Source organism: Paraflavitalea pollutisoli (assembly GCF_029360705.1).
GTDB classification, from domain to species: domain Bacteria; phylum Bacteroidota; class Bacteroidia; order Chitinophagales; family Chitinophagaceae; genus Paraflavitalea; species Paraflavitalea pollutisoli.
Map to the genome: position 1 here is coordinate 938,196 of NZ_JARKMX010000014.1, position 13,955 is coordinate 952,150.

The 13,955-nt window shown below is 50.9% G+C and carries 12 protein-coding genes; 5 read left to right on the forward strand and 7 right to left on the reverse strand.

Annotated features, from left to right (window positions below; genetic code table 11):
• Positions 1-109 precede the first annotated feature (109 nt).
• A complete protein-coding gene (gene bshB1 / locus P2W70_RS34100) occupies positions 110-847 on the reverse strand; it encodes a bacillithiol biosynthesis deacetylase BshB1 (RefSeq protein ID WP_276486104.1) in 738 nt (245 codons plus the stop codon).
• A gap of 467 nt (positions 848-1,314) precedes the next feature.
• The gene (locus tag P2W70_RS34105) at positions 1,315-2,448 is read right to left on the reverse strand and encodes a serine hydrolase domain-containing protein (protein WP_276486105.1); all 1,134 of its coding nucleotides are present in this window, start codon (positions 2,446-2,448) and stop codon (positions 1,315-1,317) included.
• A gap of 169 nt (positions 2,449-2,617) precedes the next feature.
• On the opposite strand from P2W70_RS34105, the gene lpdA reads away from it, so the two are divergent.
• Positions 2,618-4,021 carry a dihydrolipoyl dehydrogenase gene (gene lpdA / locus P2W70_RS34110; RefSeq protein ID WP_276486106.1) on the forward strand — a complete coding sequence of 468 codons (1,404 nt, stop codon included), beginning with the start codon at positions 2,618-2,620 and terminating at the stop codon, positions 4,019-4,021.
• Between the two features lie 72 nt (positions 4,022-4,093).
• Here lpdA and P2W70_RS34115 read toward each other — a convergent pair whose 3' ends face one another.
• Positions 4,094-5,407, reverse strand: a complete 1,314-nt coding sequence (locus P2W70_RS34115) for a hypothetical protein (RefSeq protein ID WP_276486107.1) — start codon at positions 5,405-5,407, stop codon at positions 4,094-4,096.
• 217 nt (positions 5,408-5,624) lie between these two features.
• Here P2W70_RS34115 and P2W70_RS34120 point away from each other — a divergent pair, with 217 nt between their 5' ends.
• Both P2W70_RS34120 and P2W70_RS34125 read left to right on the forward strand, forming a co-directional pair.
• A complete protein-coding gene (locus tag P2W70_RS34120) occupies positions 5,625-6,632 on the forward strand; it encodes a sensor histidine kinase (RefSeq protein WP_276486108.1) in 1,008 nt (335 codons plus the stop codon).
• Entirely contained in the window at positions 6,608-7,330 is a 723-nt protein-coding gene (locus tag P2W70_RS34125; RefSeq protein ID WP_276486109.1) for a LytR/AlgR family response regulator transcription factor, read from the forward strand. The genes P2W70_RS34120 and P2W70_RS34125 overlap by 25 nt, the downstream gene beginning before the upstream one ends.
• Positions 7,331-7,652: 322 nt before the next feature.
• Here P2W70_RS34125 and P2W70_RS34130 read toward each other — a convergent pair whose 3' ends face one another.
• The gene (locus tag P2W70_RS34130; protein ID WP_276486110.1) at positions 7,653-8,375 is read right to left on the reverse strand and encodes a DUF4197 domain-containing protein; all 723 of its coding nucleotides are present in this window, start codon (positions 8,373-8,375) and stop codon (positions 7,653-7,655) included.
• A 180-nt stretch (positions 8,376-8,555) separates the two neighbouring features.
• Here P2W70_RS34130 and P2W70_RS34135 point away from each other — a divergent pair, with 180 nt between their 5' ends.
• Positions 8,556-9,689 (forward strand): NAD(P)/FAD-dependent oxidoreductase, encoded by a 1,134-nt coding sequence (locus tag P2W70_RS34135; RefSeq protein WP_276486111.1) that lies wholly within the window; start codon positions 8,556-8,558, stop codon positions 9,687-9,689.
• Between the two features lie 74 nt (positions 9,690-9,763).
• On the opposite strand, the gene P2W70_RS34140 is transcribed toward P2W70_RS34135, so the two are convergent.
• On the reverse strand, positions 9,764-11,020 hold the full coding sequence (locus tag P2W70_RS34140; protein WP_276486112.1) for a M43 family zinc metalloprotease: 1,257 nt from the start codon (positions 11,018-11,020) through the stop codon (positions 9,764-9,766).
• Positions 11,021-11,430: 410 nt separating this feature from the next.
• Here P2W70_RS34140 and P2W70_RS34145 point away from each other — a divergent pair, with 410 nt between their 5' ends.
• Positions 11,431-12,264, forward strand: a complete 834-nt coding sequence (locus tag P2W70_RS34145; protein ID WP_276486113.1) for a glutaminyl-peptide cyclotransferase — start codon at positions 11,431-11,433, stop codon at positions 12,262-12,264.
• Between the two features lie 47 nt (positions 12,265-12,311).
• On the opposite strand, the gene P2W70_RS34150 is transcribed toward P2W70_RS34145, so the two are convergent.
• Together P2W70_RS34150 and P2W70_RS34155 are read right to left on the reverse strand one after the other, a co-directional pair.
• A complete protein-coding gene (locus P2W70_RS34150) occupies positions 12,312-13,205 on the reverse strand; it encodes a class I SAM-dependent methyltransferase (RefSeq protein WP_276486114.1) in 894 nt (297 codons plus the stop codon).
• Between the two features lie 75 nt (positions 13,206-13,280).
• A complete protein-coding gene (locus P2W70_RS34155) occupies positions 13,281-13,913 on the reverse strand; it encodes a hypothetical protein (RefSeq protein WP_276486115.1) in 633 nt (210 codons plus the stop codon).
• Between the last annotated feature and the right edge of the window lie 42 nt (positions 13,914-13,955).

Below are 13,955 nucleotides of genomic sequence, written 5' to 3' on the forward strand. Positions count from 1 at the left end.
AGGTAATCAATCACCGGGTAATTAACGGCTAAAATTGTGCAATCGCTATGCCGGAAACGGAATTTTACCAAGACGCTAACGTATGTGACAATCAGGCGACAATATCTGTTTAGGTTTCTACCTGCACCAGCGCGTCGAGGTTCCTGATACCTATCTTTTTCTCGCTGATAAAGCCTTCTGCATATTTCACGCCGATGCGTTTGCCGAGCATTCTGGCACGGGCGATGACGCTGTCAAGAAAATCGGGGGTGGAAATATAGGTTTGTGGTTCTTTATCGCCTGCAGTACCGCTGTTGAATTGCGTACCATATGCTTCGATCGATTTCATGCGTTGCTCGAATACATCGCTGATATCGATGAGAATATCTGGCTCATGGTACCAGTCCTGCATGTAATGCAGTACATATTTCGGACGCCAGCGCGCCTGCGGATTGCCCGTGTCGTCTTTTGTCTCGATCTTGATGAGCCCCGCCAAGAAACAGGCATCGGCGATCAGGTGCCCCGCCCGTCCATGGTCGGGGTGACGATCATCGAGAATATTCGCAATTACAATCTCCGGCTGGTATTTACGAATGGCCTGTATCAGTTGCAGCTTGTGCTCTTCATCATTGCGGAAAAAGCCATCCCGCATTTTAAGGTTCTCTCGTACTTGCACGCCGAGGATTTTTGCCGCGGCAGCGGCTTCTGCATAACGCGTTTCGATCGTTCCGCGGGTGCCCAGTTCGCCTTGCGTAAGGTCCAGGATACCCACTTGCTTACCGAGTTTCAATTCATTGAGCAGGGTGCCCGAACAGCCGAGTTCCACATCGTCCGGGTGAACGCCGATAGCGAGAATGTCTAGTTTCATACCTGTTTTTGCGATTAAGCGCGACAAAAGTAGTAAAACGCGCCAAGAGCCAAAAAGTTTGGCCCGTAGCACAATTCTAACCGGTTTGTGATGAACTCTTCCGGCCTGTTCGCAGCTTATTCAAACTGGATAGGTCCTATGCTCTCAGGGGGTTCTCAGGGTTATCCCCGGGTTATGGTAGGCTAAAAACCCAAGGATGACCCTAGGATAACCCTAGGATGACCCTAGGATGACCCTGGGATGGGAGGTCCTACAGCGGTTGAACAGGCCGCCCAAAAAGGTCCAACCAGACCGTTTTCAGGCCCTGTTTTTGGCTGATTTTGTAATTGTGAGGGATTTTCTAAGGCACGAGAAGGCGTACCCTGTCCATGCAGCTATAGCCGTGGATGACCTACCAGGCTGGCAGAAACCAAAAAGAAGCAATAATTAATTGATAATCTTACATTTAAAGAGTAACGGAAAGAACTTTACAGCCCCCTCGCCCAACGAACAAGGTCGTTGACCTCGCGGGGCACCGTATTGGACACGGAACCGCGTTTTTTACCCAGTCTTACTACTACCATGTTCTTGTCGGGAATGCAGATAATGTATTGACCGAGAATGCCGCGGGCATAGAAAACTGATGGATCGGTGGGATCTATCCACCATTGATAACCATAGTATTCCGTCGGCTGTCCATCTACATCTGGTATGCGACAGGGTGTTATCGACGCTTTGAAATAATCGGGCGTAATGATCTCCTGCCCTTTCCAGCGACCGCTGTCGAGCATCAGACTGCCGATCCGGGCAAAATCGCGCGCATTGGTATTGAAACAACAATAAGCCTTTTCGTGCCCGCCGGTATGATCCGTGCTCCAGAGTGCCGGATGCTCGGCGCCCAGTGGCTTCCACAACTTCTCCGAGGCATAGGCACTCAGGCTTTTACCCGTCGCTTTCTCTACGATCAACCCCAGCAATTGGGTATCGCCCGATTTATAGCGGTGCAGGGTACCAGGTGTTTGCACGATCTGCACGCCCGTAGCCGTCTTGTAAATATCACTGCCATAATAGGCTTCGGTGGTCACCGAAAGCGGGTTGGAATAAGATTCGTCCCAGTCGCTGCCGCTGCTCATCGTGAGCAGGTCGCCGATGCGCACGGCTGCCTTGTTGCCTGCCGCAAATTCCGGGAGATAATGACCTACAGGATCCTGGAGGGAAGCAATGCTGCCATCTTTAAGCGCCGCGCCAATCAGCAAACTGGTTATACTCTTGGCTACGGAGAATGACCCCGACCACGAAGAGTCGGTATACCCCTGGTCATAGTGTTCGTACAACAATGAATCGTTGCGCAGCACGACTACCGCAATCGTGCTGATATCCTGTAGAAAAGCCCGCAAACTGTCGGGCATCGTGGGTTTGTTGTAATGCGCTGCCTGGGGCCAGGGCTGGTGATCGCCGGTAACGACGGTATTGTTGGTAAACTTCTCGTAGTCGTCAATGTTGGCAAAATTGTACCAGACTGCCTTAAACAGGTAAGTACGGCCACTGGCAAAAGCATAAATAGAGAATACGCCCAGTATGATAAGAATCGTTAACAGGAAATAACGAAGGACTTTTTTCATGAACCCCGGAAGTTTATGGGGAAGTTACACAATAAACATCTGACGACCATCTGCTGTTATAGAAGGTGGCTCATTTGGCTTTTTTCCGTTTTTCGAGTAGCTTCGCTGGTCTTTTGAGCAATAATGCGTTCATATTCAGAATTCTGAAATTTAAAATCGTACATCACATATGGCATACGACGTAGTAGTTCTCGGTAGCGGCCCCGGTGGATACGTGGCAGCTATCCGTGCCGCCCAATTGGGTTTTAAGACAGCAATTATTGAAAAAGAAAACCTGGGAGGTATCTGCCTCAACTGGGGTTGTATCCCAACCAAGGCCCTGCTGAAGAGTGCCCAGGTTATGGACTATATCAATCACGCCAAGGATTTTGGTATTGAAGCGTCTGGTAAGCACGACTTTGCCGCTGTGGTAAAACGCAGCCGCGGTGCCGCCGACAAGATGAGCAAAGGCGTTCAGTTCCTGATGAAGAAGAACAAGATCGATGTGGTCATGGGCTTTGGTAAACTGAAAGCAAAAGGTCAGATCGAAGTAACCGCCGCCGATGGCAGCAAGCAATTGGTGGAAGGTAAACATATCATCCTCGCAACCGGTGGCCGCAGCCGTGAGTTGCCCGCCCTGAAGCAGGATGGCAAAAAGATCATCGGCTACCGCGAAGCCATGGTACTGCCCGAGCAGCCCAAGAGCATCATCGTAGTAGGTAGTGGTGCGATCGGCGTTGAGTTTGGCTACTTCTACAACAGCATGGGTACCAAAGTAACGATCGTCGAGTTTCTGCCCCGCATCGTACCTGTTGAAGATGAAGACATCTCCAAAGAACTGGAAAAGCAATTCAAGAAGAAAGGTATCGATGTACTCACCAATGCCGAAGTAACCAAAGTGGATACCAGCGGTAATGGTGTGAAAGCGACCGTTAAAACGGCCAATGGCGAGATCACCCTGGAAGCTGATATCGTACTGAGCGCAGTAGGTGTTGCTGCCAACATCGAAGGCATTGGTCTCGAAGAGACTGGTGTTAAGACCGAAAAAGGAAAGATCTCCGTTGACAAATACTACCAGACCAATGTGCCCGGCATCTATGCCATCGGTGATTGCGTACCTGGTCAGGCCCTCGCACACGTAGCTTCGAAAGAAGGTATCATCTGTGTAGAGAACATTGGCTACAACGAAAAGAAATACAACCACCAACCCGAAGCACTGGATTACGGCAACGTACCGGGCTGTACTTATTGCACGCCTGAGGTAGCGTCTGTAGGTCTTACTGAAAAGCAAGCCAAGGATGCAGGCTACGATATCAAGGTGGGCAAGTTCCCGCTGACGGCTTCCGGTAAAGCGGTAGGCGCCGGTCATACCGAAGGGTTCGTAAAAGTGGTCTTCGACGCTAAGTATGGCGAGTGGCTGGGAACCCATATGATCGGTTACAACGTAACGGAGATCATCATTGAAACCGTAGTAGCCCGCAAGCTGGAGACTACGTACCATGAAGTGCTGAACAGCATTCACCCGCACCCAACCATCAGCGAAAGCGTGAAAGACGCGATCGAAGTGGCGTATGGCGAGGCGATCCACCTGTAATCAAGTTATTGCACATATTGTACAACGGGGCTGTATCGACCATACGGCCCCGTTTTTTTTGTATTATCCGTATCAACGTGGTGGCTGTAATTGCAGGTCGCCTGTACGGCTACCGGGTACCAACGTCCAACCCGCTGCCAGTTCCAGCGTCCAGTCGGCAGCGCGGATCGTGGAGCCATTGTCTGTATTATCATTTGGCTGCAGTCCGCGTGTCGACACAAAGAGTCGCTGCCAGTTGTGCATCAGTGCGTCGCCCGTCACGACCATTCTCCCCCATTTGTCGGTGATGGTCAGGGTAGGATACACTGTGCCTTTCTCCCCCAGCGGAAAAAGCTGACTGGGGTTGAAAGATACACTCATCTTGGGGGTGAAGGTCAATTCCAATACCGGGCCTTCGACGAGCTTGGCCCAATATGCTTTTTCTTTCTTCAGCCGCTGCCGTTCGCGCGCTGCTTCTTCCTGCCTGATGCGGTCACCGGCATAATATTTCGCTGCCGCCTGTACCCTTGCAGCATTCGGTACCTCCTTCGACAATTGGTAATACTTTGCCAGCAATGCAGGAAAACGATCGCCCGCCTGCAATACCTGCTGCCATCCCGGACGAATTTGCGATAACAACATGCCATACACAGGTCCCGTGAGGTAGGCAAAGGAGCGGGCAAAAGAAGGGAACAACACCGTTGCACTGTCTGCCAGACCTGGCAGATAGCTGGTATCCTGCGCAGCGATACCACTCACATACACGCCCGTAAATTCTGCCAGCCCTTCATTCCATTCAAGGGCTTCTTCTACCTGCCTGGCAGCCGGGAACCGCTGGTAACGCCATGCGCGGAACCAGGAAGCCCGTTGCAAATGCTGCCGGCGTATACGGTCCTGCGACCGCCACGCTGCCGCCAGGGCTGCCAGCTCGAGCCTGAACCACATGCGCCCTGCTTCGCTGTCGAGGTGATCACAAACCGGACTGGCGCCTGCAAAGCCAAGCGCCGGCTGCACACGGTGAAACAACTCGTGCGCCATCAGCTTCTCCTGCTCCGCCTGATCGGTCGGTAAGGGCAGCATCAGCATCGTCCATGGCACCCCGGCCCATTGGGTGGCCGTATTGGCGATATTGACCGACAGCGGCAGCTTGCCGGAATAGACAGCCCCCACGGCTTGCAGCAGCCCCTGTGTATCGGGCTGGTTGGCAAATACCCGACGGGTAACAGGATCCACCAGCAATACCGGCCCTGCCAGTGTGCAGCCCCACAATTGTGCGGCAGGCGTTGCGCACAAGCGGTTGATGGTCGCAAAATGCCTTGCTGCCAATGATACACCGCTATCGCTGTCCGACTGCGCCAGCAAGCGGCCGTAAACAAGTACCAGTAAAGCTATCAGCCAATATTTCATATCAGTTTTTGCACAAAGCTGGCATAGCTTCCCCAGCTGGTAAACTTAATTATAGCAAGCGACTGATTTATTATAGGAGGTGCGCTCACTACACGTAAAAGCCTGCTACAATCCCCTGAAGGCCTACCCGCTTGCCTGCAACTATACTTGCTCCTGCAAAACCGGCATTTGCTATAAATCGCAGTGGCTAATGTGGGTAAAATCGTACTTTACCGCTATGCGAAAAGCTGCGCTATCGGTCGCCTTTTGGGGGCTGTTTTTTCTAAGCTGGCAACAGGTGGTGTATTTCTATGTCGATAACATCGTGAACCGCCTGCTGTTTACCGCCTTCGATGTAAGTCAGGTCATCCTTGTCTTTTATATCACCTATAGCATCATCACACCGCGCTTCTTCCATCGCCGTCGACAATGGCTATTTGCAGGGGCGCTGCTGGTGACCGTCGTACTGGCCAGTTTGCTGCTGCATTATACCATGCTATTCTTTCTGCGGCGCGCTATCATTCCCATCCGGTTCAACTTTACCTGGACGTATCACAGCATGATGGCCAACCGCTATCTTATTGCCTTGCTGGGTGCACTGGCCGGCCTGATCGTGAAGTTATCGGTACAATGGCTGCAGGCGCGCCGTACCCTGGCCGAAACGGAAAAACGCCAGATCGCTGCCGAACTCCTGTACCTTAAAACACAGGTGAACCCCCATTTCCTGTTCAACGCCATCAACACCGTATATATCCAGATCGATGAATCGACAGAAGCCGCCAAACATACATTGAGCGCTTTTTCGGATATGCTACGCTACCAGCTGTACGAATGCAACCAGGAAAAAATTCCCATCGAAAAAGAAGTGACCTACCTCCAACACTACCTGACGTTGCAACAGTTGCGGTTGGATGAGCGCTACCAGTTGCAAGTTGACTTCGACGACCATTTGAAAGGCTTTCAACTGGCGCCATTTGTGCTGATGCCCCTGGTAGAAAATATGTTTAAACACGCTGGCGGACAGCCTCCCATTCTTATACAGGGTAACCTACGGTACGAAGGAGGGGTTTTGTATTTTTACAGCATCAATTCCATCGATGCGGGAGGCGGGCAACCGGGCTCCGGCGGCATAGGGTTGGCCAACCTGCAAAGAAGGCTCGAACTGATCTATCCTGGCCGCCATTCGCTCACCACCCGTAAAGGTGCAGAACAATATGAAGTATGGCTGACGTTGCAACCGATATGATCCTGCATTGCCTGATTGCCGATGACGAACCCATCGCCCGCACCGGTATGCGCAAACTGGTAGAGCAGGTACCCTTCCTGCACCTGGCCGGCATTGCAAAAGATACCGCAGAGATTGGCCGGTTGTTGGCACAACAATCCGTACAACTGCTTTTCCTCGACATTCAGATGCCCGGCGTCAATGGCATCGATTACCTGAAAACGTTCCACGAGCCACCCCGGGTCATCTTCACAACTGCCTACCCCGAATATGCCATCGAGGGGTACAACCTCGATGTGCTCGATTATTTGCTCAAGCCCATTACCCTTACTCGCTTTCAGAAAGCAGCCAACAAGGCCAGGGATTATTTTCTGCGCCCTGCAACAGCTACGGCCACGGCGCCGGCAGATCACCTGTTCGTCAAAACCAACCGGCAATTGGTAAAAATTGCCTTCAATGACATCTTATATATTCAGGCCATGCTGAATTATGTCATCCTGCACACTACCCAACAGAAGATCATCACCTATGCTTCTGTAAAATCCATGCTGGACAATTTACCCACCAACCGCTTCTGTAAGATTCACAAATCATATATCGCAGCCATCGATAAGATCAACGGGCTACAGGCTAACGAGGTGATCATAGGTACACACCGGTTGCCCCTGAGCAGGAACCATAAAGACAACCTGCTGAAGCTCCTGGGCAACCGTATTTAGTCACAATAGGATGCGCAGTGACAGGAAAATCATTTAAGAGGCCGTCGCCCCGGTATAGCCCCCAGGGTCTATTCGCCACCAGAATAAAGGTTGGCCCATCACATAGTACCCTTTGCCGGCGTTACTACCTGCCTTAAACGACAAAGCGACCCCGAAGGGCCGCTCTGTACTGGTTGAAGTTGGAACAAGAAAAAGGTATACTAGTGCCATTAGTCCGTGGCCGGTATTTCTTTGTGATCTTTGTCATACTATTTTCCTTGTCTGAACGCGGTAGGCAAGCACTATACGTCGGTGCCGGTGGCTCGTCCAGCAAGGCGAGCTACTAACTGCCTTGTGCCTGCTTGCTGCCGAATACTTTTTTCAGGATCTCGGTGGTACGGGCTACAGGATCTTTACGGATCTTCTGCTCTTCGAGACTTACCTGCAGAAAGATGCCGTCCATGGCTTTTCCGGTTACGAAAGCTGCCAGATCCGGATTGATCTTATTGGTAGCAAAACGATTGTAATTAGTAAATACATCCGACCAGTATTTGGTGGCGCCTACTTTGCTCAGCGACTGCTCGATAACGGGCCGGAATGCTTCTGTAAGTTGGGCAGTGGTCTTTTGTTTGAGGTAATTGGTGGCTGCAAAATCGCCGCCTTTCAATATACCAAGTGCATCCTGGATAGTCATGGTCTTCACGGCATTGACGAAGATGGGAGCTGCTGACTTGGCAGCATCTTCTGCAGCACGATTGACGGAGAGGATGGCTTTGTCGACCAGGCTACCGAGTCCAACATCACGCAATGTCTTTTCTACTTTCTGCGCTTCTTCGGGCAGCAGGATCTTGATGGCTGCGTTTTTGAAGAATCCGTCGAGCGCAGACAGCTGATTGGCCGATTGCTGCGCGCCTAGCGACAGGGCTTCTTTCAAACCCGACACAATGTCGGCATTGGAAAGGCCACCATTGGCAGTTTGGCCATAGTCTTTCAATATTTGATGAGCTGTATCACAACTACTCATCATGATGGTACAGAGCAGTAAGGCGTAGATCGATCTTTTCATTAGGAATAATTTGAGGACGAGTGGATTACCGATTATTTTTGTTTTATGTCAACCGCAAACGTACAATATTCTGATTGCTTTTTCCGTATGTGTGTGGGTAAATTAATGGACAGGATATTGCACTACTCCCCTGCTAATATTAATTTCGATTACAGTTCCGGTATTCTATAAATAGACCATATGCAAATCTCCATCTGGGAAAAAGAAAGTTTTTACGCACCAAAAGATGTCATTATCGTAGGCAGTGGACTGGTGGGTTTGTGGAGCGCTTACTACATCAAGAAACAAAATCCTAAATGGTCGGTGGCTATCGTTGACCGTGGCATCATCCCCACAGGCGCCAGTACCCGCAACGCGGGCTTTGCCTGCTTTGGCAGTGTAACAGAGTTACAGGATGATTTCAACAAAATGGGGGAAGACAAAACCCTCGAACTGGTGAGCATGCGTTACCAGGGATTACAAAGGATCCGAAAGGTATTCGATGAAAAACTGATCGACTTCGAACTTTGCGGCGGCTACGAACTCATCTCCTCCAACAACGATCCTGGGGTGGAAGCCCTGGAAGAGATGATGGCGGGCGTGAACAAGAAACTGAAATCAGCCGTCAAGACCGGCTCTACTTTCAAACTCTCCGACAGCAAGATCAGCCAATTCGGTTTTCACAATGTGGCCCACCTCATCGAGAATAAGATGGAAGGCTATCTGCACTCCGGCAAGTTGTGCCAGGCCTTGTTGCAGCTGGTACAATCGATGGGCGTTACGGTTTTCAACGGCGTGGAGATCGCCCGCTATGAAAAGATACTCGGCAAGATCGTTTTATATACAAAACAGGAAATCCGGTTCACCACCGGTAAACTGCTGATCTGTACCAACGCCTTTGCGAAGGAACTGCTGCCTTCCATAGAGATCATCCCGGCAAGGGGACAGGTACTGGTCACCTCGGCGATGCAAGACCTGAAATTGAATGGTACTTTTCACTTCGATGAGGGCTTCTATTATTTCCGCAATATCGGTAACCGGGTATTGCTGGGCGGCGCCAGGAACAAGGCTTTTGAGGCCGAGCGCACCACCGACATGAATACCACAGACACCATTCAGAAAGAGCTGGAAAAATTCCTGTCCAAATACATTCTGCCCGGCAAAGAATATGCAATTACCGACCGCTGGAGCGGCATCATGGGCATGGGCACCGAAAAAATGCCCGTGGTGAAGGAACTGGCCGCCGATATTTATTGCGCCGTACGGATGAGTGGAATGGGTGTGGCGCTGGCGCCAATCGTAGGCGAAAAAGTAGCCAATATGATGACCAATTAAGACATTGAAGTACGTTTACATAGGGACCCGCCCGGTGCTGCCACAAGCTCACCGGGCATTTTGTTGCCGCGGCGCTATTGTCCTTTCAGTAGTTTGTACACTCTCCGAACGCCCTGGATCTTTACGAAGTAGATGCCATCCGGCAAATGATCGATATAGATGGCGGTGTTGCCTTTGGTCAACTGCTTCTGCATCATTTGCTGTCCAAAGCGGTTGGTGATGGTCAGCTCTTTGCCCAGCAACTCCCCTTCACGACCTTCCTGCAGGGTAAAATAGGTGGTTGCCGGACTCGGATACAGTTTGATCTCTGTGCTGAGCTCCCGAATGGGCTCTTCTACCGGCTGGTCGATGATCACGACCGGCGTACCGGTCACTCCTTTGGAAGCCAGTAAGGAATTACGGGGACCGCCGGGCTCAAACAAGCTGCGCATTCTGGCCCGCTGGCCCTGGGTGAAGAGATTGAGACAGGCATCGTCGGTAAAGTCCATGAAATTACTGTACATATCACCAGCGGCGTCGGTTCCACAGGAGATCTGGACGCCTGAGGGGCATTTACGGGTGGGTAAACGTTGCTTTGGTGTATCATCGATCTGATCATCACCACACACCTGGTCGCCCCAAAGGTGCATCAACCCCAACCAGTGACCAATTTCATGGGTAGCTGTTCTTCCCTTATTGTAAGGCGCTGCTGCGGTACCCTGGGTGCCAAAAGCGGTTGGCGCAATCGCAACACCATCTACTGCCTTATCGCCGCCCAGTACACTGGTGTAGCCCAACAGGCCACCCGCCAGCGTGCCTACCCAGATATTGAGGTAGCTGTCGGCGTCCCAGGCATCGGAACCACCTTTGCTGGTGTATTTGATGCGGTCGTCCAAACCATACATTTGGATATTGCTCGACTTGCGTAGGATACCAGTGGTCTTTTGTCCTTTGGGATCGATCCTGGCCAGTTCAAATTCGATCTGGCAATCGGCCGCCAACTTTTTGAATATCGCCGGGGTAAAGACGGTATCGGCATTCAACCTTCTGAAATCCCGGTTCAATACATCGATCTGCGATTTGATCTGGGCATCGCTGATATTGTTTGCAGGAACATTGTACAACACGTGAACCACTACAGGGATCTTAATGATCGTGATCGCAGGAGCATCACCGGCACCCATTAAGAGCACATCGCTTTGGGGACGTGCCAGCGCCTGGGTCATTTTTGCTGCGAGCGCAGGATTGGCCTGCAACTGTTGTTGCTGGTATTCGAAGGAGGCACATGGGCGTTGCGCACAAACGCTGCCAGCCATCAACAGTATTGAGGAAGCGAGTACAACATGTTTCATTGGTAACGACTTTAGAAGGCATCACATAGGTCCTGGAAGTCGTTTCATAAGGGTGCCCCTTTGTGGGCGGAAGGTTATTCTGATAGGAAGATGGGCGTACTTGTGTATACAATGGATCATGCCACAACAGGCATGGAATAGAGACTGTGTCAAACACGATATTGGAAACAAGTCAATGAAAAAGTAACCGGGTATTCAAGAGGCAGATCACAGATCTTATACATCGAGCCACCCGTAAAAGGAGCAGAAAAAGGATAGGAAAATTACTATTGAGTGGTATTCAAACGATAAGCACTGTAAAGCAAGCAAAAGTTTTCAATAAATCAAAGCACTTTACCAAAATTTTCGGGCCTGTATAAGCCTTAACTTAGGGTCAAATTGTATTTTTGGAACCTGAGGACCATTAATTTATGAAGAAGATACTTTCCATAGGCGTAGTCGCCGCCATTGCGTTGTATACCGTTTCCGCCTCCTGTACCGACGAGCCGAAGCCCGATAAAGGCGAGACCACTGGTAGTGTGGCGGCGCCCCCTGCCGCGATCCAGTTTACTGTCGTCAATAAATTCCCCTTCGATACCAGTTACTTTACCGAAGGGCTGGAGTTTTATAAAGGACAGCTGCTGGCAAGTTCCGGCGGCAACAATGAGAGCAGCCCCTACCCTTCTGAATTTGGTATGGTAGACCGGGCCACCGGCAAAGTGACTCCCAAAGCCAAGCTGGACAAAGCCAAATATTTCGGAGAAGGCATTACGGTTTTCAACGATAAGATCTATATGCTTACCTGGACCAGTGGAGTGGGCTTTGTGTATGATGCCAATACTTTCAAACTGATCAAAGAGTTCAAAATACCTGCCCCACAGGGATGGGGTCTTACGCATGATTCTGCCTCGCTGATCATGAGCGATGGATCGAGTAACCTGTATTTCCTCGATCCGGAAACCCTGCAGGTTAAAAACACCCTGACCGTTACCCACAACAGCTCGCCCCTCAACAACATCAATGAACTGGAATACGTGAATGGGGTGATCTATGCCAACCGGTGGATGGAAAACGTCATCCTGAAGATCGATGCGACCACCGGTAATGTATTGGGACAAATGGACATGGACAGCCTCGATCAGCAGGCCAAAGCCACCTATCCCGGTGCTTTGGAAATGAATGGCATCGCCTACGACCATGCTACCGGCAAGTTGTTCGTAACCGGTAAGAAATGGCCCACCCTTTTCGAGATCAAGCTTTTGTAATACCACGCGGTCAACCGACCGGCTCAATAGAGATGCAGCTCCACCGACTACTTGTTAACCACGTAGATCACCGAGCTGCATTTTTCTTTATTGCCTACCGCTTTGAGGTTGGACACCAGGCCACGCCAGAAACCTTTTACCAGACTGGCTTTGCCTGTTTTGTATTTTTCGCTGAGCAGGCTTACATAAAAGCTATCAAACCACATGGGTCGGGTGGCTTTTACAGACAGACCGTGGCGCTGCAGCAAAGTGCGCATGGAAGCGGGAGAAAAATGATACAAGTGCCGGGGCACATCGTAGGCCGCCCAATGGGCCTGGTAGTACGTGGCGTCGTGTGAAGTATAATTGGGGACGGCGATCAGGAGTACGCCGCCAGGTTTCAGTAATGCTTTCAATCGTTCTATATAATCATCCAGCTGGTGCACATGCTCCAGCACATGCCACATCGTGATCACATCGAAGTGCGAGGCAGGCAGATTGAAGAGATCACTGCTATCCTGCAGGGCAATACCGTGTTGCTCCTGTGCCCGCTGGCGGGTTTCCGCATCCGGCTCCAGTCCCGTCACCTGCCATCCCTTCTGCCGCATAAACGCAGCAAAAGCGCCTACGCCAGCACCCACATCGAGCAAATTACCCGTGTTGCGACCACTGACCGATTGCACCAGTGACCGCTTACTACCCAATGTATAGTTCCGCACCAGGTGATACAACCGGTTGACCAATCCCTTGCTGGTATTGGTATGTGAAATATAGTTCTCGGATTGGTAATAACGGCCGATGGCAGCTGCGGCCGGAACATCCTGGGTAAAGCGATGGGTGCAGGTAGCGCAGTGCCATACGGCAAATGCTTCCTGCGACACGGTATAGTCCTGTACCGACAATACCTGCCGGATGGTAGTAGCCTGGCAGGCGGGGCAATGTGTATAGTGAATTGGGTCCATTTTCTTCGGGTGCAAAGAAAAGAAAGAATGGGCAATTCAGCACAGGCATTTCAATAAGAACCGGCCAACCAGGGGTTAGCGGGCCGTATTGATGTGCTGCTGGTTACCCGTTGAATTGATGGAAAAACCGTTTTTGTAATAGTGAAAGAAGATTGCGCTCAGGGCTATAAACGTCAGGATGAGGGCATAGATCCACCAGGTTTTGTCTTTTACCGGTACTTCTTCCTCCGTGGCATCCATCGATTCTACCGGCATGAACTCGCGGGTTACCTCGCGGTCGCCCACCAGCATGGTATGCTGGGTTTTGCTGTGGATAACCCGTGTGGCATGGGCAGGTTGCTGGGGGGATGAGATGGCCCCTGCAGCTTCAAATACGATCTCTCCGGAAGCATCTTTGCGCAGTGCCCCTACTCCTTTCCACTCCACGGCTTCTTCTGTACGGAGCCGGTTGCGCAGGTCATACGCCCATTCGTTGTACCATTTGATGGCCTCGTAATCGGCCATATCCTTTTGCTGGGCCAGATAGGTAAAGAAATCCTTATCGGGCGCATCGAAGTATTTATCGAAGCGGAAATGATAGGAAGGTGGCAGTATCTGCTTGTTCACAAAATCCGTCTGCGCCGGGATCCGCTCGATGTAAACGGTTCCCAACCCCGGTATGCTGATACTCTTATGCTGCAGCAAATAACTGGTCAGCGCTTCTATCATATTCCTCCTGATTTATATGTATTGTTACAGGGCGCAAGATAA

Bases quoted from the DNA above. Each gene is read 5' to 3' on its own strand.
- lpdA (WP_276486106.1), top strand. From the start codon at position 2,618: ATGGCATACGACGTAGTAGTTCTCGGTAGCGGCCCCGGTGGATACGTG.
- P2W70_RS34135 (WP_276486111.1), top strand. From the start codon at position 8,556: ATGCAAATCTCCATCTGGGAAAAAGAAAGTTTTTACGCACCAAAAGAT.
- P2W70_RS34120 (WP_276486108.1), top strand. From the start codon at position 5,625: ATGCGAAAAGCTGCGCTATCGGTCGCCTTTTGGGGGCTGTTTTTTCTA.
- P2W70_RS34140 (WP_276486112.1), bottom strand. From the start codon at position 11,020: ATGAAACATGTTGTACTCGCTTCCTCAATACTGTTGATGGCTGGCAGC.
- P2W70_RS34155 (WP_276486115.1), bottom strand. From the start codon at position 13,913: ATGATAGAAGCGCTGACCAGTTATTTGCTGCAGCATAAGAGTATCAGC.
- P2W70_RS34125 (WP_276486109.1), top strand. From the start codon at position 6,608: ATGGCTGACGTTGCAACCGATATGATCCTGCATTGCCTGATTGCCGAT.
- bshB1 (WP_276486104.1), bottom strand. From the start codon at position 847: ATGAAACTAGACATTCTCGCTATCGGCGTTCACCCGGACGATGTGGAA.
- P2W70_RS34145 (WP_276486113.1), top strand. From the start codon at position 11,431: ATGAAGAAGATACTTTCCATAGGCGTAGTCGCCGCCATTGCGTTGTAT.
- P2W70_RS34105 (WP_276486105.1), bottom strand. From the start codon at position 2,448: ATGAAAAAAGTCCTTCGTTATTTCCTGTTAACGATTCTTATCATACTG.
- P2W70_RS34115 (WP_276486107.1), bottom strand. From the start codon at position 5,407: ATGAAATATTGGCTGATAGCTTTACTGGTACTTGTTTACGGCCGCTTG.
- P2W70_RS34150 (WP_276486114.1), bottom strand. From the start codon at position 13,205: ATGGACCCAATTCACTATACACATTGCCCCGCCTGCCAGGCTACTACC.
- P2W70_RS34130 (WP_276486110.1), bottom strand. From the start codon at position 8,375: ATGAAAAGATCGATCTACGCCTTACTGCTCTGTACCATCATGATGAGT.